A 23,603-nucleotide genomic window follows, 5' to 3' on the forward strand; every position below is an offset into this window, starting at 1 on the left:
ACCGACAGGGCGCATCGACAATTCCCCGCGCCTCCACGACATCCGAGGAGCACCCCGTGCGAACCCCGTCCCCCATCGGGCCAGGAAAGGCCCGTGACCTCATCCCGAGACGTCATCGCGCCCGACGGCTGACCGCCGTGGCGGGCGCTCTGGTCGGCGTTCTCGTCGGCATCGGCGCCACCCCGGGCGCCTCGTCGCCGTCCGCCGAGGCAGCCGCCGCGGCCGCCATTCAGCCGGGGCAGAGCACCCCCATCATCGGTACCGCATCCGGCCGCTGCCTCGAGGTGCCCAACTCCACGACCACCAACGGCACCCAGACGCAACTCTGGGACTGCAACGGCAGCGCCGGCCAGAGCTGGACCTGGACGTCGACACAGCAACTCCAGGTGTACGGCAACAAGTGCCTGGACGCCTCCGGCCGGGGCACCACCAACGGCACCCAGGTGATCATCTGGGACTGCAATGGTCAGAATAACCAGCAGTGGAACGTCAACAGCAACGGCACCGTCACCGGCGTGCAGTCCGGGCTCTGCCTCGACGCCAACGGCGCGGCCACCGCCAACGGCACCAAGATCATCCTCTGGGCCTGCAACGGCGGCACCAACCAGCAGTGGGCCTCGCCGACCACCACCCCGCCGCCGACCAACCCGCCCACCGGCGCGCGCCCGTGCGACATCTACGCCTCCGGCGGCACCCCGTGCATCGCCGCGCACAGCACCACGCGAGCGCTCTACGAGGCGTACGCCGGCAACCTGTACCAGGTCCGACGCTCGTCGGACAACACGACCCGCAACATCGGGCTCACGGCAACCGGCGGCACCGCCAACGCGGCGACGCAGGACTCGTTCTGCGCCGGCACGACCTGCGTAATCACTGTGGTCTTCGACCAGTCCGGGCGTGGTAACGATCTCTGGTACCAGGGGTCGAGCGTGGTGCCGGGCTCGCCGCAGAGCAAGCCGGCGATCGCGACCTCGGAGTCGCTGACCGTGGGCGGGGCCAAGGCGTACTCGCTCTACATCAATCCCGGTAACAGCTACTGGCGCGACGGGCACCTGACCGGCGTGCCGACCGGCGCGGCGCCCGAGGGCATGTACATGGTGACCAGCGGGACCCACGTCAACAGCGGCTGCTGCTTCGACTACGGCAACAGCGAGACGACGCGCAAGGCCGACGCCGCCGGCGCGATGGACGCCATCAACTTCAGCAAGCAGTGCTGGTTCGGTGGCTGCTCCGGCAGCGGGCCCTGGGTGCAGGCGGACCTGGAGTGGGGCCTCTTCCCCGGTGGCAGCCAGACCTGGAACCCGAACCAGCGTGCCTTCACCAGCAAGTTCGTGACCGCGACGCTGAAGAACAACGGCACGACCCGCTTCGCCATCAAGGGCAGCGACGCGCAGTCCGGCAGCCTTTACACGCTGTACGACGGCTCGCTCCCGCCCGGGTACAGCCCGATGAAGAAGCAGGGCGCGATCATCCTGGGCAGTGGTGGTGACTGCTGCAAGCCCGACGGCGGCGCGAACCTGAGCGCCGGCACCTTCTACGAGGGGGCCATGGTCGCCGGCTACCCGTCCGACGCGACCGAGAACGCGGTGCAGGCCAGCGTGGTGGGCGCCGGTTACCGCTGACCCGGTGGCGCCGGAACGGGTCGTGCGCCGGTCACCACCTGCGTGGTGACCGGCGCACGGTCTCGTCGACGCCAGCCAGCCTGGTCTCAGGCGATGGTGCAGGACGCGCCGTTGAGGGTGAACGAGGGCGGCCGGGCGTTGTTGCCGTTGTGAGTGGCCTGGAAGCCGATGGTCACCGAGCCGTTGGCGGGGATGCCGCCGTTGTAGGCGACGTTGCGGGCCGTCACCTGCCCGGAGTTGGGTGAGTAGGTGGCGTTCCAGCCCGAGGTGATGGTCTGCCCGCTCGGAAGGGTGAAGACCAGGGACCAGCCGTTGACGGCACCGGTGCCGGTGTTGGTGATGGTGATGTTCTCGGTCAGGCCGTTGTTCCAGGCGTTGACGGCGACGCTCACCCGACACGCGCCGTTGGCCGGCGGTGGCGTGGTGGGCGGTGGCGTGGTGGGCGGTGGCGTGGTCGGGGGTGGCGTCGTCGGCGGCGGGGTGGTCGGCGGCGGCGTCGTGGGGTTGGTCAGGCCGAAGAACTGCAGGGCGGCGGCAGCCATTCCGCCGGAGGGCAGGCTGTGCCCGGCACCCTGGATGCTGTACGCCTCGACCTGGACGGTGCCGCTGGAGTCGGCGTAGCGACGCCGGTTCCAGTTGGCCTGGGGCGTGTCGGTGGAGGTGGGTGTCTGGCTCAGGCCGAACACGTTGGTCCACTGCTCGATCGTCTCCTGCAGCAGCGAGTACGGCACGAGCGTGTCGTTGGTGCCGTGCCAGAGCTGCACGCGCGGGCGGGTCCCGGAGTAGCCGGGGTACGCCTGGCGGACCGCGTCACCCCACTGCTGCGGGGTCCGGTTCATGTTCCCGCCGGTGCACTGGCTGCTGCCGGGCGGGTAGTCCGCCGCGTTGGCGAAGCAGTTGAACGGCACGCCCATGAACGCGGCGCCGGCCTTGAACACGTCGGGGTAGAGCGCCAGCATGTGGTTTGTCATCATGCCGCCGGACGAACTGCCGGTGGCGTAGACCCGGTCCCCGTCGGCCGCGTACTGCTGCTGCACGTACCGGATCATGGAGATGATCGACACCGGGTCGCTGCCGCCGCCACGTCGCTTGGCGGCGTCCGACCAGGTGTCGAAGCAGTTGCCGAACCCGGCCTGCTGGGTGGCGGACGGGTAGATGACGATGTATCCGTAGCGGTCCGCCAGGCTGGCGAATTCGCTCCCGGAGTAGAAGCCGGGGCCGGACCCCCCGCAGCCGTGCATGGCCACCACGACCGCCGGCCGGGCCGGGCGGTTGTCCGGCACGTAGACGTGCATGCGCATCCGCCCCGGGTTGTCCCCGAAGCTGGTCACCTCGGTCAGCGACGCCGCGTACGCGGGTCGGAGCGCGGGGACCAGCAGGCCGGCTGTCAGCAGCGGCACGGCGAGGGCGAGCAGCAGTTTTCTCTTGATTCTCAACGGACGACTCCTTCGATTGCCGGTTCGGCTGGGATTGGTCGCGCGATCCGTCAGCGGGTGCGCCCGGTTCCCGCGTGATCGCGCCTGCCCGCTACCTGTGGCTTGCCCTGCCCGGCTCCGGACGGCATTGCATGGCAATTAGTGTTCCCCTCGGACCGACAAGTGTCAATCGAAGTCTCTCTATTGCGAAGCGGTCCCGGGGCTCGGCGGGGAGCGGCGATCCGTCTACAGTCGTCACACCGTCCCTGAAGAGCACGGAGCGCCTGTGGCAAGCCCGTTCGACATCGACGAGATATATCCGGACGACGGAGATCACGAACTCCGGCTGCCCAGGCGGCAGGTGGGCAACTCCCCCCAGGGGGTCGCCGTGACCCTGTTGGCGGACTACACCCTGCGGACCCGTGTCTCCCTGCCGTCCGCCGCCATCGTGGCGCTGCTCGGAGAGACCGGCGTGACGACGGCCGGGGCGCGCACCGCGATCAGCCGGCTGGCCCGCCGCGGGGTGCTGGAGGGCAGCCGACTGGGACGCCGCAGCTCATACCGCCTCAGCCGTGCGGCGGCGGCCAGCCTCTCCGCAGGCGCTCACTGGATCCTCGCCTCCACCACCTCGACGGTGCGATGGGACGGGTGCTGGACGGTCGTCGCCTTCTCGCTGCCGCAGGAGCTGAGCACGCAGCGACGGGCTCTGCGGGCTCAGCTGCGGTGGCTCGGCTACGCGCCGCTGTACGACGGGCTGTGGATCTCGCCGCGCGAACTGAACGCTCCGGCTCGGGCTCGGCTAGACCAGCTCACCCTCGGTGCCGTGACGGTGTTTCGCGGCCGACAGACCCCGCTCGGCTCGGCGACTCATCGTGCCCCGATCGAGGCCTGGGACATCCAGGCGATCAGTCGGAGCTACGACGCGTTCCTCCGGCGCTGGACGCCGCTGCTGCCCGCTGTGGTGTCCGGGGAGGTCGACGGGGTTGCCGCGGTGCGGGCGCGTACCGAGGTGATGGACACCTTCCGGCGGTTCCCCGTACTCGATCCGCAGTTGCCCCTGGAGCTTCTTCCGCAGGGGTGGCTCCGGAGGCCGGCGCAGGAGTTGTTCGCGGCCGTCTACGACGGCCTCGCCGCGCCCGCCGAGCGGCACGTTCGGGCGGTCGTCGCCCGGTTTGCCGACGGCACGCAGCCCGACATCCGGGCACACACCACCGCCGACATGCTCGCCGGTGTACGCGTCGAGGCGAGCCTGGCCGAGCATGGGCACGGCGGCTCTGCCGGCTGACGAGAGTTACGTGGATCTTGCCGGTGGCGCACCCGGGTCTACGGCCGTGGACGGCTCGGCGGGCTGCCGCTGGGCGTCGGGGCACGTACGATCCGTGCCATCGTCGAGGTGAGCATGCAGGAGTTACCGATGATCATTGATGAGACCCTCGCTCGCATCAATGAAGCGGTGCAGTTGCATCATCAGCAGGGTCGGCGTGAGGCTGCCCGTGACGTGTTCGCGCAGATCTGGGATGAGATCGATGGTGAGCGAGGCGATCCGTTGCATGTCTGCGTTCTGGCGCACTCGATGGCCGACGTTCAGGACGACGTGCGCCAGGAGTTGGTCTGGGACGAGCGGGCGCTGACAGCGGCCGGCCTGCTCACCGATGACCGGGTCGCGCGGGCCGGGGTGCCGATGTCGGTGGCGGCTCTGTATCCGTCGTTGCATCTCAACCTGGGTGAGTGTTACCGAAAGCTCGGCGATATCGACCGGGCCCGCGAGTGCCTTCAGCGTGCGCAGGCAGGGATCGGCGCGCTTGGCGATGACGCCTACGGGCAGCTGATCAGGGACGGTCTGGATCGGCTGGCGCGGGAGCTGCCCCCCACGTAGGCGCGCGCTGCCGACAAGGACCTCTGGTCGCCGGACCGCCTGCCCCGCCGCCGCCCGTCCCGGTCTCGCTCGCTAGCTGTGAGCGATAACAGAGCCACCCTCAGGCGTCTTCCGGTGGCGCCGTGGGGCGGCCGTTCCGGCAGGTCGCGCGGCGAGCGACGCGGATCCTCGCAGGCGGCGGGTGGTGATCGGAGCGAGGCGTTCCGGCGCGTCGGCGTGAACGGCTCATTTCGTCTTGACGAACGACATGTTATCGCTCACTCTCGATATAGAGGACGATCGTTTCGTTGGGTTCACCGGGCGGGCCCTACGCGTCGTTTCTCGGATCTCGGCGTCCCATCCGGGCAGGCGGACGTCACCCCAGGGCTCCCGGCGGTGCCGGCGAACGCCTTCCCCAACCATGTGCGCCGGCACCAGGGGCCGTCCTGACTGAAGTGGCACATCACCACCACCGATGCACCCACTGAGAAGGAACGACATGAAATCACCGAGAACGTTGCTGGCGGCGGCGACCCTCGCCGTCGCCCTCACCACCGGCATGACCGTGGTGTTGACTCCCGCAGCCGGCGCCGGCACGACCCTGAAGGCGGCCGCCGCCGAGAAGGGCCGCTACTTCGGCGCGGCCGTCGCCGTCAACAAGCTGTCGACCAGCGCCTACACGACCATTCTGAACCGTGAGTTCAACAGTGTCGTGGCCGAGAACGAGATGAAGTGGGCCTCCAACGAGCCGCAGCAGGGCGTGTTCAATCACTCCACTGGTGACCGCCTGGTCAGCCACGCGCAGGCCAACGGCATGAGCGTGCGGGGTCACACGCTGTTGTGGCACGCGCAGCAGCCGGGCTGGGCGCAGGGCATGTCCGGCAGCGCGTTGCGCAACGCCGCGATCAACCACGTCACCCAGGTCGCCACGCACTACCGGGGCAAGATTCACTCGTGGGACGTGGTGAACGAGGCGTTCGCCGACGGTGGTTCGGGTGGGCGGCGGGACTCGAACCTGCAGCGCACCGGTAACGACTGGATCGAGGCGGCGTTCCGGGCGGCGCGGGCGGCGGATCCGGGTGCGAAGTTGTGTTACAACGACTACAACACCGACGGGATCAACGCGAAGTCGACGGGGATCTACAACATGGTGCGGGACTTCAAGTCCCGTGGTGTGCCGATCGACTGTGTGGGGTTCCAGTCGCACCTGGGCACCTCGTTGGCCGGTGACTACCAGGCGAACCTGCAGCGTTTCGCCGACCTCGGTGTGGATGTGCAGATCACCGAGCTGGACGTGATGACCGGCGGGAACCAGGCCAACATCTACGCCGCCGTCACCCGCGCCTGCCTGGCCGTCTCGCGCTGCACCGGCATCACCACCTGGGGTGTGCGCGACTGTGACTCGTGGCGTGGCTCCGACAACGCGCTGCTGTTCGACTGCAACGGCAACAAGAAGGCCGCGTACAACGCCGTCCTGGACGCGCTCAACGGCGGCTCCACCCCGCCCACCACGCCGCCGCCGGGCACCGGGGTGGACACCAGCGCCTGGTACGTGCTGCTGAACCGGAACAGCGGCAAGGCACTGGACGTGTACGCCTCGGCCACCAACGACGGCGCGCGGATCAGCCAGTGGACGCGCAACAACGGCACCAACCAGCAGTGGCAGTTCGTGGACTCGGGCGGCGGCTACTACCGGGTGAAGGCGCGCAACTCCAGCAAGGTGCTGGACGTCAGCAACTTCTCCACCGCCGACGGCGGCGCGATCGTGCAGTGGTCCGACCTCAACGGCACGAACCAGCAGTTCCGGCTCGCCAATTCGTCCGATGGCTACGTCCGGCTGATCAACCGCAACAGCAACAAGGCGGTCGAGGTGCAGGGCGCATCGACCGCCGACGGCGGCAACATCGTGCAGTACGCCGACTGGGGCGGCACCAACCAGCAGTGGCAGTTGGTCCGGATCGGCTAACCGCTGACACCGCCTGAGCTGGGGAGAGAGGGCCGCCGGCCGACCGGGATCCGGCCGGCGCCCGCCCCGGCGAGGTGTCCCGACCGGTGGTCCGTCCCCGGGTGGGGGCGGGCCACCGTGACCATCAGGTAGTCGTTTCGGGCCACGATTCGAATCGATGACAGTCATTTGACGTATGACGTCTTTGCCGCTAATTTTCAGCAGCGGGCCACGCGGCAGGACGTCGCGTCGCACGGCTCGATGCGGCCTGCTCCGAAGCCCGGATCGCGGCATCGCCATCGACGTGCGCCGTACGCCGCAGGATGCCCGCACGACACCCCCAAACGTGCTGACGCCACCACCACGACGCCGGCACGCACGCCAGGACACCCGCGGCTCTCCGCTCGTGGGTGACCCCGATCGAAGGAGTGGACATGAAAGCCCTCGATGAGGCTCGTCCCGCCTCTCGACAGAGACGTCGCTGGCGGTCAGGGTTGGCCGCGGCGGCGGCCGCGGTCATGGCAGCCAGCACCCTCGTCGCGGTCGACGCGGCGCCCGCGGCGGCGGCGACAGTGGACACCAACGCCTGGTACACCCTCGTGAACCGGAACAGCGGCAAGGCGTTGGACCTGTACGCCTCGGCCACCAACGACGGCGCGCGGATCAGCCAGTGGACGCGCAACAACGGCACCAACCAGCAGTGGCAGTTCGTGGACTCCGGGGGCGGCTACTACCGGGTCAAGTCCCGGCACTCGGGCAAGGTGCTCGACGTCAGCAACTTCTCCACCGCCGACGGCGGCGCCATCGTGCAGTGGTCCGACCTCAACGGGACCAACCAGCAGTTCCGGCTGGCCGACTCGGACGGTGGCTATGTCCGGCTGATCAACCGCAACAGCAACAAGGTTGTCGAGGTGCAGGGCGCGTCCACCGCCGACGGCGGCAACATCGTGCAGTACGCCGACTGGGGCGGCACCAACCAGCAGTGGCAACTCGTTCCCGTCGGCGGCAGCAACCCACCGCCGACCGGCGGCAGCGGCTGTGGCAACGCGCCGACGCTGTCCAGCGGCACGCACACGATCCAGAGCAACGGCAAGAGCCGAACCTTCATCCTGCGGGTGCCCGCCAACTACAACAACAGCAACCCGTACCGGCTGATCTTCGCCTTCCACTGGCGGGGCGGCACCATGCAGGAGATCTCCTCCGGCGGCACCAGCGGGGCCGCCTGGTCCTACTACGGGCAGCAGGAGCAGTCGAACAACAGCGCGATCCTGGTGGCGCCGCAGGGATTCGGCAACGGCTGGGGCAACTCCGGCGGTGAGGACATCACCTTCGTCGACGACATGATCAGCCGGATCGAGAGCAGTCTCTGCGTCAACCCGAGGCAGCGGTTCGCGCTCGGCTTCAGCTGGGGTGGCGGCATGAGCTACGCCGTCGCCTGCGCACGGGCCACCGTCTTCCGGGCGGTCGCTGTCATCTCCGGCGCGCAGATCAGCGGGTGCAGCGGCGGCACCCAGCCGATCGCGTACTTCGGGCTGCACGGCATCTCGGACAACGTCCTGAACATCTCCCAGGGCAGGGCGTTGCGCGACACCTTCGTCCGCAACAACGGTTGCACCGCCCAGAACCCGCCCGAGCCGGCCGGTGGTAGTCGTACGCACATCACGACCGCCTACTCCGGTTGCCGGGCCGGCTACCCGGTGCAGTGGGCGGCGTACGACAACGGTCACATGCCCGGCCCGGTGGACGGCACCTACGCCGAGAGCGGCGTCACGACCTGGACCAAGGGTGAGATCTGGAGGTTCTTCGCCCAGTTCTCGTGACACACGGTCGGCGCGGCCGGCGGCGTCCGCTCCCGTACCCGGGGGTGGGCGCCGTCCCGGCTGGCGCGGCGGTCAGCGTTCGAGGCGAGCCGGGCTCCCGGAGCCGTTGCGGCGGACCAGCCAGGCCTCGGTGATGTGGGTGAACATCGCCTCGGCGGCGCCGTTGGCGTCGTGGGCGGCGATGCGCTCGTAGATGCGTCGGTGGCCCTGGTTGGACGCCACGCACAGGGCGCGTTCCGTCCGGCCCATGTACCGGGCGGTGTTGATCACCTGGCTCTCCAACGCGCGGACGACGCCACGAGCGATGCGGTTCCCCGACGCCTGCATGATCGTGTCGTGGAAGGCCCGGTCGTGGTCGTGGTAGGTGACGTGGTCGTCGACGAGTTCGTCCATCCGGTCCACCATGGCCCGCAGCCGATCGATGGTCTCGGTGTCGGCGAGGCGGGCGGCGACGTTCGCCATGTCGGACTCCAGCACCCGCCGGGTGACGACCAGGTCGTCGAGGATGGCGAAGCTGTCGTCCACGGCGATGGTCGCGGCGAGGACGAGCTCGTCGAGCATGTCCCAGTGTGCCGGTGGGGTGACCATGGTGCCGGCGCCCTGGCGGACCTGCACCAGGCCCTTCTCCTGCAGGATCTTCACTGCTTCCCGGACGACGGTCCGGCTCACGCCGAAGGTCTCGCAGAGGATCGGCTCGGGAGGTAGGGACGTCCCGGACGGGTGTACGCCGCGGACGATGCGCTCCACCAGTTCGGCGGTGACCGCCCTGGCGAGGTTGGTCGGCCGACGCACCCACGCCGGGGTCGCCGGGCTGTTCAGGGCTGTCTCCCGTGGTGGCGTCATGTCCCCCTCCGAATGGCTCGCCGTGGCACGACGTCCGGATCAGTGTACGGCCGGGTGTTGACGTCACACGTCATACGAGTTACGTTCCCGTCAACATTGGCTCGCGGGGCACCCGCCGGCCACCCCCCATATAGAGGTGACAACTGATGAGACAGCGCGCAATGTGGTCGGCCGTCCTCGTTGTGGGCCTGGCCCTGGCCGGTTGTGGAAGTGCTAGCGATTCGGGCAAGTCAACCAGCTCGGACGGCAAGTTGGTGGTGTGGGACTGGAAGTCCGGCGAGCCGTTCGCCAAATCCTATCTGGACAAGGCCAAGGCCGACTTCAAGAAGAAGCACGCCGACGTCGAGGTCGAGTTCGTCGCGCAGCCCTTCGATCAGTACTACACGCTGCTCGGCGCGGCGATCCAGTCCGGCAAGGGCCCCGACGTCATGATGTTCAACGGCGGTGGCCAGATCCGCGACCGGGTGGACGCGCTGGTGCCCATCACCGACTACGTGGCCGAGGACAAGCAGCGGCTGGCCGGGTGGGAGGCGTTCACCAAGGACAGCAAGGTCTACGGCAGCCCGGTGACGCTGCAGGGTTACCCGATCTACTACAACAAGGACATCTACCAGAAGGCCGGCCTCGACCCGGCCAGCCCGGCCACCACCTGGGACAAGTTCGTCGCGGACTGCGCTGCCGTCGCCAAGGCCGGCTCCAAGTGCTTCGCCCTCGGCAACAAGGAGGGCGTCGGCATCCAGTTCTGGCTCTCCAGCATGGGATCGGTCACCCTCACCGCCGCCGAGTACGACGCCTGGATCACCGGCAAGCGCGACTGGACGTCGCCGAACGTGAAGCGGGTCTTCGAAACGTGGAAGGAGACCGGCGACAAGAAGATGAACACGGACGGGGCCAACTCGACCGCGATGTTCAACGACTCCTTCGCCGCCTTCCAGTCCGGCAAGGCCGCCCACGTCATGGGCCTGATGTCGGACGTCGGGCACTGGAAGGCCTTCAACGAGTTCCTCACCCCGGAGAAGCTCGGCGTCATGAAGCCCCCGGTGGTCACCGCTGGCACCACCCCGAGTCTGCCGTACGACGGTGGCATCGGCTACGCGGTCGCCAAGTGGACGAAGGACCCGAAGGTGGCCGCCGACCTGGTGCGCTCGCTGACCTCGGCCGACGCGTTGAAGGCGTTCTACGCCGATGCCGGCGCGATCGTCGCCGACACCACCATCGACGTGTCGCAGGCCGGCCCGGCCGCGAGCACGATCGTGAGCGAACTGAAGAGCGGTAAGCCCGCTCTGCACGTCGCGCTCTCCTCGAAGACGATCGACCTCATGGGACGCCTCTCCCAGCAGTTGCTCAGCGGTTCGATCACCGTCGACGAGGTGGTGAAGCAGTTGGCCGCTTCCGACCAGGCGGGCTGACCTCGTGCCAATGGGAAACACGCAACCATCGGTCCGTCCGGCTTCGGCCGGACGGGCCGGCGGGGCGGCAGTCACCCCCGCCGTCCCTCGCAGCGGCGCACGACAGCGTCGCGCCCGTGGCGGCCTGGGGGCCGAGCGCTACGCCCCCTACATCCTGGTCGCCCCGGCCGTTCTGATCATCGTGCTGCTGCGGCTCTACCCGCTGGTCCTCGGGGTCAACTTCTCCTTCACCGGCGACGGCGACCAGAACGGAGAAGCGGTCGGGTTCGGCAACTACCAAGAGCTGTTCGGTGACCAGCTGTTCCAGACCGCGCTGCGAAACGTCGGGCTGCTGGTGCTGCTGCTCCCGGTGGCGGTGGCGATCCCCGGTCTGCTCGCCACGTTCATCTACCTCCGGGTGCCCGGCCACCGCTTCTACCGCAGCGTCTACTTCTTCCCGGCGGTGCTCTCGCCGGTCATCGTTGGTGCGATCTTCAACCTGCTGCTCGCCTTCGACGGCCCGCTCAACGCGGTGCTCGGGTCGTTCGGCATCGACGCGGTGGACTGGCTCGGTGACCCCGACATCGCGATGTTCATGGTCGTGGGGGTGCACATCTGGGCCACCTTCGGCATGGCTCTGGTGGTGTTCCTCGCCGGCTTCGCCACGCTGGACGCCGCGCTCCTGGACGCTGCCCGGGTGGACGGGGCGTCGCTGCGCCAGGTCGTCTGGCACGTGATCGTTCCGAGCCTCGCCCGGACCATCCAGTTCGTCTTCGTGACCACGATGATCGGGATGCTGACCTCGATGTTCGGGCTGCTGTTCGTGATGACCAGCGGCGGCCCGGAGGGCTCGACGTACCTGCCGGAGTACTACATCTGGATCCAGCAGGGTCAGATGAACCGCCCGGCTCTCGCGTCGGCAGCGTCGACCATCCTCTTCGTGATCATGCTCGTGGTGGGGCTGCTGCAGATCAAGCTGCTCGACCGGTCCGGGAAGGAGGACTGATGCGCCGGGCTCGTCTGGGATGGTGGTTGCTCGCCATCCCCATGTCACTGCTCGCGCTGGCGACGATCTACCCCCTGCTGTTCACCGCCAACGTCGCGCTGAAGACCCGCCGGGAGTACATCCTCGACCGGTTCTCCCTGACCGACTCTCTGAACTGGGAGAACATCAGCACGGCCTGGACCAGCGCCGGGATGGGCCGTTACTTCCTCAACTCACTCGTCGTGGTGACGCTGTCGGTCCTGCTGCTGCTGCTGCTCGGGTCGATGGCCGGCTTCGCCCTGAGCCAGCTGCGGTTCCGTGGTTCGTCGGCGTTGTTCCTGGGTTGCCTCGCCGGGCTCTTCATCCCGTTCCAGGTGGTCATGGTCCCGCTCGCCCGGATCATGGCCGACACCGCGCTGATCGACACGTACCCGGGCCTGATCCTGGTCTATGTGGCCCAGTTCCTGCCCTTCACGGTCTTCCTCATGACGAGCTACTACAAGGGCATCCCGCCGGAGATCGTGGACGCCGCGCGGATCGACGGCAACACGGTGTACGGCGTGTACCGCAGGATCATGTTGCCACTCGGCACCCCGGCGTTGCTGTCGGTCGGCATCCTCAACACCCTGTTCTGCTGGAACGACGTCCTCATGGCGTTGGTGATGATGCCGTCGGCCGAACACCGGACGCTCATGATCGGGGTGACCTCGCTGCGCGGGCAGTACTCCGACAACATCCCCACCTTCGCCTCGGGTGTGCTGATCGCCGCGATACCCGTCCTGTTGGTCTACCTGTTCCTCCAGCGCCAAATTGCCGACGGCGTCGCCGCCGGTTCCACGAAGGGTTGACATGCGGATCACGGGATATCGGACGCTCACGACGGTCCAGGAATGGGGGCGACCCGTCGGCGACGCCAACGGGGTGTTCGCCGACGGGGTGGTCCCCGTCTCGATCGTCATCGTCGACACCGACGAGGGAATCTCGGGGATCGGCCTCGGGCCGCACGTCGAGATAGAGCGGATCTTCGCAGCCGTCGAGGGCGAAGACCCCCGTGCCGTGACGTCCCTGTACGACCGCATGTTGCGGCACACCTTCAAGGCGGGCCACGCAGGGCCGGTGTTCGGCACCATCGGCGCGCTGGACACCGCGCTCTGGGACATCAAGGCGCAGGCCGCCGGCGAACCGCTGTGGCGGCTGCTGGGCGGACGCGACCGGCGGGTCACCGCCTACGCGTCCGGCCTGGACATCGGGCTCACCGACGACGAACTCGTCGCGGAGTACGAGGTCTACGCGAGCCACGGCCTCCGAGCGGCCAAGCTCAAGGGCGGGCTCGACATCGACCACGACAGGCGCCGCCTGGGGCTGGTCAAGGAGGTCCTGACCGAGGCCGGGAACGGGCAGCGGCCAGGCCTCATGCTCGACGTCAACGAGGCGTGGACGCGGAAGCAGGCCGTCCGGCACGTCTGCGAACTGGAACGTACCCTGGACCTCATCTGGATCGAGGAGCCGGTCCGGCGCTGGGACGCCGAGGGTCTCGCCGCGGTGAGCCGGGGCGTGTCCGCGTCGGTAGCCACCGGTGAGAACCTCACCGGGCTCGAACAGTACCGTCCGCTGATCGCCGCCGGCGCTGTCGACATCGTCCAGATGGCGGCCGTCTGGGGGGTCACCCACTTCCTGCGGGCGTCCGCCCTGGCCCACGCCCACGACCTGCCGGTCAGCCCGATCGGCAACAGCCCGATCGGGCTGCTGCACGCCGCGACCTCGGTGCCGAACCACCTGACGAGCGAGTTGCAGGACCTGCACCCGCCGGTCGGTGTCTCCATCGACCTGCACGTCGAGGATGGCGCCTTCATCCTCGGCGACACACCCGGGCTGGGCATCCGGTTGGACGAGGAGCAGATCCGGGCGACCAACCGGCGCCCGCGGGCGCAGACGGCCGACAGCCCCAACGTCCGGCCGGAGCGGGCCGGCCGGCGGCTGCTGGCCGGCGTCGACGGGGTGATCCCCACCCGTCAGGTGCCGGTCACGTCGCTGCACTCCCACAACGACGTGTCACCGACCGCACGGCACTGAGCTGACCGCCAGAACAGGGAGGCGTGGGTGCATCGCGACGGCGGTGCACCCACGACCATGCCCGGTCGGCACGACCGACGTACCGACCGTCGAGACGGAGGAACGATGAAGGCAGTCGTCTACCGGGGGGCGCGAAACCTCGGGATCGAGCACCGCGACCCGGAGCCACCGGGTCCGGGTCAGGTACGGATCGAGGTGGCGTACACCGGCATCTGCGGTACGGACCTGCACATCTACCACGGCGACATGGACGCCCGGGTTGGTGACTCCGCCGTCATCGGGCACGAGATGTCCGGCCGCATCGCGGCCCTCGGTGAGGGCGTGACCGGCTGGGATGTCGGTCAGCCGGTCACCGTGATGCCGACCCGACCGTGCGGACGCTGCGCCGCCTGCCAGCGGGGCAACTCCCACGTCTGCCACGCCATGAACTTCCTCGGCATCGACTCACCGGGTGCCATGCAGTCGTCCTGGACGGTGCCGGTGGAGCTGGTCCTGCCACTTCCGCAGGAGTTGCCCCTCGACCACGCGGCGCTCGTCGAGCCGGTGGCGGTCGCCGTGCACGACGTACGTCGGGGGAACGTGACCGCCGACGACCAGGTGGTCGTTGTCGGTGGTGGACCGGTGGGTGTCCTCATCGCCACCGTCGCGCGCAGCCGTGGCGCCCAAGTTCTCCTCGTCGAGCCGGACCCGTTCCGCCGCGAGGTGGCCGAAGGGATCGGGGTCGAGGCCATCGACCCGCTGTCGACCGATGTCGTGGCGCTGGTCAACGACCGTACCGACGGCGCGGGCGCCGACATCGCCTTCGAGGTGTCGGGCTCCGCCGCCGGTGTCACCACGGCGGTCGACGTCCTCACCACCCGTGGGCGGCTGGTCATGGTGGCGATCCACCCCCAGCCCCGGGAGGTCAACCTGCACCGGTTCTTCTGGCGTGAGCTGGAGCTGCTCGGTGCCCGGCTGTATCAGCGAGACGACATGGAGGAGGCGATCCGACTGGTCGCCTCGGGTGCGATCCCGGCACAGCGGCTCATCTCCCGGATCGAGCCGGTCGAGTCGGCCAGCGGGGCCTTCGCGGCCCTGGAGGGTGGCGGCGTGATGAAGGTGCTGCTCGACGTGCGGGAGGGCAACCAGTGACGGCCCTGTTCGACCTGTCCGGACGGACCGCCGTGGTGACCGGGGCGCGGCGCGGTATCGGTCTCGCCATGGCCGAGGCGCTGGCCCTGGCCGGTGCCGACATCGTGGGCGTCTCCGCGCAGCTCGAAGCCGAGGGCAGCGAGGTCGAGCGCCGGGTGCGCGCCGCCGGCCGCCGGTTCACCGCGTTGCGGGCGGACCTCGGCGACCGGGAGGCCGTGCACCGGTTGGCCCGCGACATCATCGCGCTCGGGCCGGTCGACATCCTCGTGAACAACGGCGGCACGATCGCCCGGACCCCGGCCGCGGAGCACCCGGACGAGATGTGGGACCAGGTGATCGAGGTGAACCTCAGCAGCCAGTTCGTCCTCAGCCGGGAGATCGGCCGGACGATGGTCGAGCGCGGCCGAGGGAAGATCGTTTTCACCGCGTCGCTGTTGAGTTTCCAGGGCGGCATCACCGTCCCCGGTTACGCCGCGTCGAAGTCCGGCGTGGCCGGCCTCACCAAGGCGCTGGCGAACGAGTGGGCGGCCCACGGGGTGAACGTCAACGCCATCGCGCCCGGCTACATCGCCACCGACAACACCCAGGCGCTGCGTGACGACCCCGATCGCAACCAGGCGATCCTCGGCCGCATCCCGGCCGGGCGGTGGGGCCGGGCCGACGATCTCGGCGGTGCCACGGTGTTCCTGGCGTCGTCCGCGTCGGACTACGTCAACGGCGTGGTGCTGCCCGTCGACGGCGGCTGGTTGGGCCGATGACGGGCGCACCGGGGCCCGGCCGCGCCGGGATCGTCGACGCACACCATCACCTCTGGGTCCGGGCCCGGCACCCGCAGCCGTGGATCGACCCGATGACCATGGCGGCCATCGACGCCGACTTCGAACCCGCCGATCTCGCGCCGCTGGCACGGGCGGCCGGGGTCACCGCGACCGTGGTGGTGCAGTCCATCGCCTCGGTGGCGGAGACGGTGGACCTGCTGGGCATCGCGGCCGAGGACACCCTGATCCGTGGGGTCGTCGGCTGGGTGGACCTGACCGCCGACGACGTCGCGGAGCGCCTCGACCGGCTACGGTCCGCGCGGGGCGGGGAGCGTCTCGTCGGCATCCGCCACCTCGTGCAGTCCGAGACCGACCCGGCGTACCTGGACCGCCCGGACGTCCGCCGGGGGATCGCCGCGGTGGGCGCCGCCGGCCTCGTCTTCGACCTGTTGGTACGCCAGCACCAACTCCCCATGGCCGTACGCCTCACGCGCGACCTGCCCGAGGTGAGCTTCGTCCTCGACCACCTCGGCAAGCCCGCGCTCGGCAGCCCGGAGATGGCGCAGTGGAGCCGCGACCTGCGGTCGTTGGCGGCCTCGCCGAACACCACGGCGAAGCTCTCCGGGCTGGTGACGGAGGTGCCGGGTTCGCCCTGGACGCCGGAGGACCTGCGACCCGCCGTCGAGGACGCGCTGGACGCGTTCGGGCCGGACCGGCTGATGTTCGGCTCGGACTGGCCGGTCTGCCTGCTCGCCAGCTCGTACCAGCGGTGGGTGGACACCCTGGCGGAGCTGCTGGACAGCCAGGACGGGGCCGACAAGGCGTCGGTCTGGGGCGCAACGGCACGCCGCGCCTACGGGCTGGAGGCGTCGTGATGACGCGTGCGCTGCCGCGCCGGCCGGGGACCCGGCTCACCGAGCTGGGCTTCGGCGCGGCCCAGGGAGGCAACCTCTACCGGGCGACGACGGACGAGGAGTTCGCCTCGGCGGTCGACGCCGCGTGGGAGGCGGGCGTCCGGTACTTCGACACCGCGCCGCACTACGGTCTCGGGCTGTCCGAGCGTCGCCTCGGCGCCGCGCTGCGCCAACGGCAGCGCGACGAGTACGTGGTGTCGACGAAGGTCGGGCGGCTCCTGGTGCCATCGCCCGAGGACGCGCACCTGCGGGACTCCGAAGGGTTCGACGTGCCTGCGACCCATCGGCGGGTGTGGGACTTCAGCCGCGACGGCGTCCTGCGCTCCATCGAGGCCAGTCTGGACCGGACCGGGCTGGACCGGATCGACATCGTCTACCTGCACGACCCGGACGACCACTGGGAGCAGGCCGCGCACGAGGCCGTACCCACCCTGGTCGACCTCCGGGACCAGGGTGTCGTGGGTGCCATCGGCGCGGGCATGAACCAGTCGGCGATGCTGGCGCGGTTCGTGCGGGAGACCGACGTCGACGTGATGATGTGCGCCGGGCGGTACACCCTGCTCGAACAGGGCGCTGCCGGTGACCTGTTGCCGGCCGCCGAGAGCAGGGGGGTGGGCGTGGTCATCGCGGGGGTCTACAACTCGGGGCTGCTGTCGCGGGACCGGCCGCCGGCCGACGCCGTCTACAACTACGAGCAGGCGCCGCCGGCGGTGATCGAGCGGGCGCGGCGGATTGCCACGGTCTGCGAGACGCACGGCGTGACCCTGCCGCAGGCGGCACTGGCCTTCGTTCGTCGGCACCCGGCGGTGGTGTCGACGGTGGTCGGCGTCCGCAACGAGGCGCAGGTGGCGGAGACGGTGCGACGGTCCGGGGTGGTCGTGCCGGAGGAGTTGTGGGACGACCTGGCGGCGGCCGGGCTGCTCGCCGCGCCGCCCGGTCGGCGCTCCCCGGCCCCGTCCGACTGACGGCTGCGTTCGCCTCTGCCGCGTACCCGTGGGTGCGACGGTGACGACGACGTCCCGGCCGGGACCGGCTCCGATCATCGGATACCGGTCCCGACCGGGACGTCATCTCTTACCGCGACAGCCGCAAATCAGAGGGCGGTGAACCGCCACTGCTGGTTCGTCGCGTTGGTGCAGTTCCACTGCAACACCCGGGCGCCGTCGGCCGTGGAAGCGCCGTTGACGTCCATGCAGAGCCCGCTCAGCGCACTCTTCACCGTGTACACGCCGGAGGTTCCCGTCGCGGTGGCGGTGAACTTCTGCTGGTTGCCGTTGTTGCAGGTGGCCTGCTGGAGGAAGGCACCCGCTGCGGTCGAGCTACCGATCACCTCGACGCACTTGCCGCTGTGCACGGCCTTGAGGTAGAGCGCGCCGTTACCGGCGTCGACCGCCTGCCACCTCTGGTTGTTGCCACCGGTGGACGCCCACTGGGTGATCTGGGCGCCGTCGGCGGTGGAGACACCGCTGACGTCCAACAGCTTGTTGCTGTGCTGTGCGGTGACCGTGTAGGTCTTACCGGCCAGGCCGGTGCCGGTTCCGGTGCCGGGTGTCCCGACGCCGTTGCCGCCGAAGGTGTGCGAGTCAACATCGAACGAGTTGTTGGCGTTCTTGAACACCATGTAGAGCGTGTGCGTCCCGCCGAGGGCGGCGACGCTCACCGGTGTCGTGGACTGGTAGTTGTCCCAGCCACCCGTGCTGGGCACCGTGGTGGTGGCCAACAGGGTGCCGGTCGGCGAGTCGGCCCGCAGCTCGATCGAACCGCCACCGGAGGGCGACGACAGCCGGTAGCTAACCGTCGAGATACCCGACAGGTTCATCGGGCTGAACGCGATCCAGTCGTTGCTGGAGATGTCACCGATGCGCTTGGTGCTCTCCGCGGCGGCCTGGTCGACGACCCGGATGCCGGACTGGTTGCTGAAGTACTCGGACTGCTTGTGCTTCGGTTGCAGGATCGCCTGGGCGGTGCCGGTGAGCGGGGCCGCCCCGCCCGCGCCGCCGCTGTCGGTGTACCGCGCGTTCAGCACGTAGAACAGGTTGGCGCCGTCGGGGTGCCCGCCGAGCAGGTCGGTGGAGATGGTCCCCGAGCAGCCCGGGTACTCGGTGGTCTCGTGCGCGTGGTCGTCGTGACCCAGTGCCGGGTTGAGGAACACCTTCGAGCAGTCGACGGTGCCGCCGTCCGGGTCGGTCACGGTGATCTGGTACGGCACCTTGTCACCGAAGGTGAGCATGCCCCCGTTCGGTGGAGTGGTGATGGTGAGCACCGGGGCGCTGTTGCCGACGGTGATCTGGACGTTGGCGAAGCCGGTCTTGCCGGTGTTGTCGGTGACCTTCAACTGTGCGGTGTAGTTGCCGTTGGCGGTGTAGACCTTCGACGGGTTGGCAGCGGTCGAGGTGGTGCCGTCGCCGAACGTCCACTGGTAGCTCAGCGTGTTGCCCGGGTCCGGGTCGGCCGTGCCGGCGCTGCTGAACTGGACGGTGAGTGGTGCGCTACCACTGGTGGGTGTGCCGGTGGCCTTGGCGATCGGTGACCGGCCGCCCTGGATGTAGTCGATCCGGTAGAGCCCGGAGTCGCTGTTGCCACCACCGAAGTTGGTGCCCCACTCCAGAAGGTACAGCGAGCCGTCCTTGCCGAATTCCATGTCCATCGGCTTGTTGAAGCGGGTGTTGGGCAGGAACGGGTTGGTGCGGGTCACCGCCGAGGAGGAGTCGAAGTGCACCTCCTTGATGTAGTTGCGGGCCCACTCGTAGAAGAAGTGCACGCCGTCGTAGTAGGGCGGGAACTTCGTCTGGGACGGGTTCGACGCGTCGTACCGGTAGATCGGCCCGCCCATCGGCGCCGAGCCACCGGAGCCCAGCTCCGGGAAGGTCGGCGAGGTGCCGTAGCCGTACCAGATGTTGGGCGCGACGACCGGCTTCAGGCTGGTCAGACCGGTGTTGTTGGGCGAGTTGTTGACCGGCGCGTTGCAGTTGAACTTCGCGCCGACCACGCCGGTGTCCGGGTTGAACGGCGCGTACGGCTGGTTGTCACCGTGGCAGAACGGCCAGCCGTAGTTGCCGGCCTGCTTGATCACGTTGAGCTCGACCAGGCCCTCGGGCCCCCGGTTGGTGGTGGGCGGGTTGCGGTCCGGTCCGTAGTCGGCGAGGTAGACCCAGCCGTTGGCCGGGTCGATCGAGAAGCGGAACGGGTTGCGGAAGCCCATCGCGTAGATTTCCGGCTTGGTCTGCGCGGTGCCCTGCGGGTAGAGGTTGCCCGACGGGATGGTGTAGCCACCGCTGGTCGAGGGTCGGATGCGCAGCAGCTTGCCCCGCAGGTCGTTGGTGTTGCCGGCGCTGCGCGCGGCGTCCAGGTTGGACTTGCCCGAGCGCCAGTCCAGTGGGGCGTAGCCCTGCCAGTTGGGGTCGAGGTTCGGGGGCGTGTCGTCGCCGGTGCCGATGTAGAGGTTGCCGTCCGGGCCGAACTTGATGTACCCGCCGGTGTGGCCGGGTTCGGGGAAGGTCCGGTCCCGGTACGCCGGGATGTCGATGATCGTCACACCGCTGGACGTGTTCAGCGTGTCACCGCTGACCGTGTAACGGGAGACCCGGTTGACGTCGGTGCTGCTGCTGGCCGGCGAGTGGTAGAGGTAGATGTACCCGTTGCTGGCGAAGTTGGGGTCCAGCGCCATGCCGGTGAGGCCGTCCTCGCCGCCGGTGTAGACGCTGAGCGTGCCGGCGGTCACGGTGCTGTTGGTGGAGGGCTTGAAGATCTTCACCTGGCCGCCGCGCTGGACGTAGAAGACCCGGCCGTCCGGTGCCACACCCATCGCCATCGGGTCGACGGTGTTGTCGTCGAGAGTGCGCTTCTCGAAGTTGCCCCAGACGGTGCCGCCGCAGTCACCGGCGAGGTTGCCGGCCGCCCACTTGACACCACCGAGGACGTGGTTCTGGAAATTCGTCTCGCTGTAGGAGCCGATCGCGTGGCCCATCGCGGTGGCCCACACCCGCCCGCCGGCGGCGTTACGACACCAGGAGATCGGGTGGTCCGGCCCCATCGCCCGTGATCCCGGGTTGTAGGTGCGCTCGTCGGCGGTCACCAGCACGTGCACGTTGCCGCGCGGGTTGGCGTCGAAGTTGTACCACTCCTCGCTGCGGGTCCACCGATCCGGCAGGCTGGACGTCGACGGGTGCTTCTTGTCGGCGACGATGGCGGTGCCCTGCAGTACGCCGGGGGAGTGTTCGGGCATGTGGGCGCCGCCGTTGATGGTCTGGTCCCACCACGGGTACTCGGACTCGATGCCCATGTCGGTGGCGTTGTGGATGCCGACGATGCCCTTGCCGCTGGCGAGGTAACCCTCCACCGCCTGGCGCTGGGCCGCCGAGGTCCAGACCATGCCGGAGGTCTGGAACATGATGATGACGTCGAAGGTCGCCAGGTTGCTGGCGGTGAAGACGCTCGAGTCCTCGGTCTGCACCAGCTCGAAGTTGTTCGCCGCGGCCTGCTGTTGAAACATGCTGATGCCGGCCGGGATCGAGTCGTGCCGGTAGCCGACGGTCTTGGTGAACAGCAGGGCCCGGAAGGCCGGGGCCGCCGACGCGGGTGGGGCGAGTCCGAGTGCCAGTAACAAACCGGCGATCACTGATATGAGCAGTGTGTTGCGACGCATGGCGTCTCCTAGGTTGGACGGGCAACTCCGGTAGCGACCACGGGCCCTGCAGCACGTCAGGTTGTGCCTGGACGCGTGCGACGGCACGAGGGTGGTGGTCGGTCCTCGTGCCGCTCGCCGAAGACGGCAGTCAGACCCGTGGGACGTCACCCAGCGTGATGGTGGCTGTGGGCTTCGTCCGGTGATCCACGGGGTCAGGATGAGCTAGAAATAGATGACTGTCAATCAAAGAGGTAAACGTCCGACGTCGCGCCCGGATGACGACGGCCGTGGTCGACTTCCTCGCTGCGGCGTCGCTGCCACTCAAGCTGCGGCCCTGGCAATCAGCCCCGGTCGAGGATTGCGGACCTCAATCCAAACATCTATCTTCATACGTGTGATGTTTCCTCGATGTCAAGGGAATGTTCGCACCATAAGAACGTAAGCATCCGTCGATGGCTACGAAAGTTCGATGCCCAGTGCCTCGAAGTCGCCGTAGAGTTTCATCGAACCTTGTTGATGACTACTGTCTGTGAGGGCTTTCGGGATGTCAGATCCGCCGCCGACGCCACTTCTCACCCTTCGGGGCATCGGCAAGTCCTTCCTCGGCGTACGTGTTCTCGACGGCATCGACCTCGACGTCGCCCCGGGCGAGGTCCACGCCGTCGTCGGTGAGAACGGCGCCGGGAAGTCGACTCTCATGAAAATCGTCTCCGGCGGCTACAGCCCGGACGAGGGCACCGTCGAGTTCGCCGGTGCCACCCGTAGCTTCCGCGGCCCGCGCGACGCGCAGCGGGCCGGCGTCGGCATCATCCACCAGGAGTTCAACCTCCTGCCGGAGCGCACCGTCGCGGAGAACGTCTACCTGGGGCACGAGCCGGTCCGCCGCGGGCTGGTCGACCGTCGGGGCATGCTGGAGCGCACCCGGCAGCTGCTCGCCTCGATCGGCGAGACCACGTTGCCGGCCGACGCCCGGGTGGGGCAGCTCGGTGTCGCTCAGCAGCAGGTCGTCGAGATCGCCAAGGCGCTCGCCCTGGACGCGCAGCTGCTGATCATGGACGAGCCCACCGCGGCGCTGGCCGACCACGAGGTCGAGCTGCTCTACGGGCTGGTGCGCCGACTCCAGGAGCGGGGCATCGGCCTGCTGTACGTCTCGCACCGGCTCGCCGAGGTCTTCGACCTGTCCGGTCGGATCACCGTTCTCAAGGACGGCCGCCGGGTCACGACGGTGGCCACCGCCGACACCACCGCCGACGAGCTGGTGCGGCACATGGTCGGCCGGGAACTGTCCAGCTACTACCCGGACCGGGCGGCCCCCGAGGACCGGGGCCCGGTGCGGCTCAACCTTCGCGACGCGGGAAACCGGAAGCTGCGCGACGTCAATCTTCAGCTGCGCGCCGGCGAGGTGCTCGGCATCGGCGGCCTGCAAGGCTCCGGGCGGTCCGCGCTGGCCCGCGCGATCTTCGGGGTGTCGCCGTTCACGACAGGCGACGTCACGCTCGACGACCGGCCGGTCCGGCTGCGCTCGCCCCGCACCGCGATGCGGGCCGGCATCGCCTACGTCACCGAGGACCGCAAGGGCGAGGGGATCGTTCCCCGGCAGTCGGTGCTCGACAACGCGCTGCTCGCCAGCCGGGCCGTCTTCGCCGCTCGCTCCGGCCGGGCGGCACGGACGCTGCGGGTACGCGAGCTGCTGGCCGCCGTCGAGGTGCGCGGCGCCGGCGACGACCAGGAGATCCGCTTCCTGTCCGGGGGCAACCAGCAGAAGGTCGTGCTGGCCCGGTGGCTCGCGCTCAATCCGCGGATCCTGCTCTTCGACGAGCCGACCCGGGGCATCGACGTGGGCGCGAAGTCAGCCATCCACGATCTCGTCCGCCGCCTCGCCCGCGACGGCGCGGCGGTGCTGATGATCTCGTCCGATCTACCGGAGCTGCTGGGAATGAGTGACCGGATCGTCGTCATGCGGGACGGCCACGTCGCGGGCGAGCTGCCGGCCGGCGCGACCGAGGAGGAGGTCGTCGCGTTGGCGGTCGGCACCACCACCACACGGGAGTTTGTCCAGTGAGCGCGAGGAGTGAGCCGGGTTTGCGAGCCCCGCAGTCGCGAACCGAGGGGGTCCAGTGAGCGCGAGGAGTGAGCCGGGTTTGCGAGCCCCGCAGTCGCGAACCGAGGGGGTCCAGTGAGCGCGAGGAGTGAGCCGGGTTTGCGAGCCCCGCAGTCGCGAACAGAG

17 protein-coding genes are annotated in these 23,603 nt (G+C 69.1%); 14 read left to right on the top strand and 3 right to left on the bottom strand.

The window, feature by feature from the left end; all coding sequences use genetic code 11:
• Positions 1-56: 56 nt before the first annotated feature.
• Positions 57-1,622 carry an arabinofuranosidase catalytic domain-containing protein gene (locus QSK15_RS10190; RefSeq protein WP_285793917.1) on the top strand — a complete coding sequence of 522 codons (1,566 nt, stop codon included), beginning with the start codon at positions 57-59 and terminating at the stop codon, positions 1,620-1,622.
• 86 nt (positions 1,623-1,708) lie between these two features.
• On the opposite strand, the gene QSK15_RS10195 is transcribed toward QSK15_RS10190, so the two are convergent.
• Complete coding sequence (locus tag QSK15_RS10195) at positions 1,709-3,058, bottom strand: extracellular catalytic domain type 1 short-chain-length polyhydroxyalkanoate depolymerase (protein ID WP_285793918.1); 1,350 nt, start codon at positions 3,056-3,058, stop codon at positions 1,709-1,711.
• 265 nt (positions 3,059-3,323) lie between these two features.
• Here QSK15_RS10195 and QSK15_RS10200 point away from each other — a divergent pair, with 265 nt between their 5' ends.
• From QSK15_RS10200 to QSK15_RS10215, 4 genes are all read left to right on the top strand, one after another.
• On the top strand, positions 3,324-4,322 hold the full coding sequence (locus QSK15_RS10200) for a PaaX family transcriptional regulator (protein ID WP_285793919.1): 999 nt from the start codon (positions 3,324-3,326) through the stop codon (positions 4,320-4,322).
• A gap of 114 nt (positions 4,323-4,436) precedes the next feature.
• On the top strand, positions 4,437-4,913 hold the full coding sequence (locus QSK15_RS10205) for a tetratricopeptide repeat protein (RefSeq protein ID WP_285794378.1): 477 nt from the start codon (positions 4,437-4,439) through the stop codon (positions 4,911-4,913).
• 478 nt (positions 4,914-5,391) lie between these two features.
• Positions 5,392-6,858 (top strand): endo-1,4-beta-xylanase, encoded by a 1,467-nt coding sequence (locus QSK15_RS10210; protein ID WP_285793920.1) that lies wholly within the window; start codon positions 5,392-5,394, stop codon positions 6,856-6,858.
• A gap of 413 nt (positions 6,859-7,271) precedes the next feature.
• Positions 7,272-8,657, top strand: a complete 1,386-nt coding sequence (locus QSK15_RS10215; protein ID WP_285793921.1) for an RICIN domain-containing protein — start codon at positions 7,272-7,274, stop codon at positions 8,655-8,657.
• Between the two features lie 72 nt (positions 8,658-8,729).
• On the opposite strand, the gene QSK15_RS10220 is transcribed toward QSK15_RS10215, so the two are convergent.
• Positions 8,730-9,500 carry a FadR/GntR family transcriptional regulator gene (locus QSK15_RS10220; RefSeq protein WP_285793922.1) on the bottom strand — a complete coding sequence of 257 codons (771 nt, stop codon included), beginning with the start codon at positions 9,498-9,500 and terminating at the stop codon, positions 8,730-8,732.
• A gap of 146 nt (positions 9,501-9,646) precedes the next feature.
• On the opposite strand from QSK15_RS10220, the gene QSK15_RS10225 reads away from it, so the two are divergent.
• From QSK15_RS10225 to QSK15_RS10260, 8 genes are all read left to right on the top strand, one after another.
• Positions 9,647-10,909: an ABC transporter substrate-binding protein gene (locus tag QSK15_RS10225; protein ID WP_285793923.1), complete on the top strand. Its 1,263-nt coding sequence runs from the start codon at positions 9,647-9,649 to the stop codon at positions 10,907-10,909.
• 10 nt (positions 10,910-10,919) lie between these two features.
• The gene (locus QSK15_RS10230; RefSeq protein ID WP_285793924.1) at positions 10,920-11,894 is read left to right on the top strand and encodes a carbohydrate ABC transporter permease; all 975 of its coding nucleotides are present in this window, start codon (positions 10,920-10,922) and stop codon (positions 11,892-11,894) included.
• Entirely contained in the window at positions 11,894-12,721 is an 828-nt protein-coding gene (locus tag QSK15_RS10235; protein ID WP_285793925.1) for a carbohydrate ABC transporter permease, read from the top strand. Before QSK15_RS10230 ends, QSK15_RS10235 begins: the two co-directional genes overlap by 1 nt.
• 1 nt (position 12,722) lies before the next feature.
• On the top strand, positions 12,723-13,946 hold the full coding sequence (locus tag QSK15_RS10240) for a mandelate racemase/muconate lactonizing enzyme family protein (protein WP_285793926.1): 1,224 nt from the start codon (positions 12,723-12,725) through the stop codon (positions 13,944-13,946).
• Between the two features lie 105 nt (positions 13,947-14,051).
• Positions 14,052-15,077, top strand: a complete 1,026-nt coding sequence (locus QSK15_RS10245; RefSeq protein ID WP_285793927.1) for a zinc-dependent alcohol dehydrogenase — start codon at positions 14,052-14,054, stop codon at positions 15,075-15,077.
• Positions 15,074-15,835 carry a 2-dehydro-3-deoxy-D-gluconate 5-dehydrogenase KduD gene (kduD, locus tag QSK15_RS10250; RefSeq protein ID WP_285793928.1) on the top strand — a complete coding sequence of 254 codons (762 nt, stop codon included), beginning with the start codon at positions 15,074-15,076 and terminating at the stop codon, positions 15,833-15,835. Before QSK15_RS10245 ends, kduD begins: the two co-directional genes overlap by 4 nt.
• On the top strand, positions 15,832-16,710 hold the full coding sequence (locus tag QSK15_RS10255; RefSeq protein WP_285793929.1) for an amidohydrolase family protein: 879 nt from the start codon (positions 15,832-15,834) through the stop codon (positions 16,708-16,710). The genes kduD and QSK15_RS10255 overlap by 4 nt, the downstream gene beginning before the upstream one ends.
• Positions 16,710-17,714, top strand: coding sequence for an aldo/keto reductase (locus tag QSK15_RS10260; RefSeq protein WP_285793930.1), 1,005 nt, complete (start codon positions 16,710-16,712; stop codon positions 17,712-17,714). Before QSK15_RS10255 ends, QSK15_RS10260 begins: the two co-directional genes overlap by 1 nt.
• A gap of 128 nt (positions 17,715-17,842) precedes the next feature.
• Here QSK15_RS10260 and QSK15_RS10265 read toward each other — a convergent pair whose 3' ends face one another.
• Entirely contained in the window at positions 17,843-21,394 is a 3,552-nt protein-coding gene (locus QSK15_RS10265; RefSeq protein WP_285793931.1) for a ThuA domain-containing protein, read from the bottom strand.
• 526 nt (positions 21,395-21,920) lie between these two features.
• Here QSK15_RS10265 and QSK15_RS10270 point away from each other — a divergent pair.
• Positions 21,921-23,438 carry a sugar ABC transporter ATP-binding protein gene (locus tag QSK15_RS10270; RefSeq protein WP_285793932.1) on the top strand — a complete coding sequence of 506 codons (1,518 nt, stop codon included), beginning with the start codon at positions 21,921-21,923 and terminating at the stop codon, positions 23,436-23,438.
• The last annotated feature ends 165 nt before the right edge of the window (positions 23,439-23,603 follow it).

The organism is Micromonospora sp. NBRC 107095 (genome assembly GCF_030269705.1).
Lineage (GTDB): Bacteria > Actinomycetota > Actinomycetes > Mycobacteriales > Micromonosporaceae > Micromonospora > Micromonospora parva.

What these genes read in the sequence shown, in the direction of transcription:
- QSK15_RS10205 (WP_285794378.1), top strand. Translation starts at nt 4,437, where the DNA reads ATGCAGGAGTTACCGATGATCATTGATGAGACCCTCGCTCGCATCAAT.
- QSK15_RS10210 (WP_285793920.1), top strand. Translation starts at nt 5,392, where the DNA reads ATGAAATCACCGAGAACGTTGCTGGCGGCGGCGACCCTCGCCGTCGCC.
- QSK15_RS10215 (WP_285793921.1), top strand. Translation starts at nt 7,272, where the DNA reads ATGAAAGCCCTCGATGAGGCTCGTCCCGCCTCTCGACAGAGACGTCGC.
- QSK15_RS10220 (WP_285793922.1), bottom strand. Translation starts at nt 9,500, where the DNA reads ATGACGCCACCACGGGAGACAGCCCTGAACAGCCCGGCGACCCCGGCG.
- QSK15_RS10225 (WP_285793923.1), top strand. Translation starts at nt 9,647, where the DNA reads ATGAGACAGCGCGCAATGTGGTCGGCCGTCCTCGTTGTGGGCCTGGCC.
- QSK15_RS10230 (WP_285793924.1), top strand. Translation starts at nt 10,920, where the DNA reads ATGGGAAACACGCAACCATCGGTCCGTCCGGCTTCGGCCGGACGGGCC.
- QSK15_RS10235 (WP_285793925.1), top strand. Translation starts at nt 11,894, where the DNA reads ATGCGCCGGGCTCGTCTGGGATGGTGGTTGCTCGCCATCCCCATGTCA.
- QSK15_RS10240 (WP_285793926.1), top strand. Translation starts at nt 12,723, where the DNA reads ATGCGGATCACGGGATATCGGACGCTCACGACGGTCCAGGAATGGGGG.
- QSK15_RS10245 (WP_285793927.1), top strand. Translation starts at nt 14,052, where the DNA reads ATGAAGGCAGTCGTCTACCGGGGGGCGCGAAACCTCGGGATCGAGCAC.
- QSK15_RS10255 (WP_285793929.1), top strand. Translation starts at nt 15,832, where the DNA reads ATGACGGGCGCACCGGGGCCCGGCCGCGCCGGGATCGTCGACGCACAC.
- QSK15_RS10260 (WP_285793930.1), top strand. Translation starts at nt 16,710, where the DNA reads ATGACGCGTGCGCTGCCGCGCCGGCCGGGGACCCGGCTCACCGAGCTG.
- QSK15_RS10265 (WP_285793931.1), bottom strand. Translation starts at nt 21,394, where the DNA reads ATGCGTCGCAACACACTGCTCATATCAGTGATCGCCGGTTTGTTACTG.
- QSK15_RS10270 (WP_285793932.1), top strand. Translation starts at nt 21,921, where the DNA reads ATGTCAGATCCGCCGCCGACGCCACTTCTCACCCTTCGGGGCATCGGC.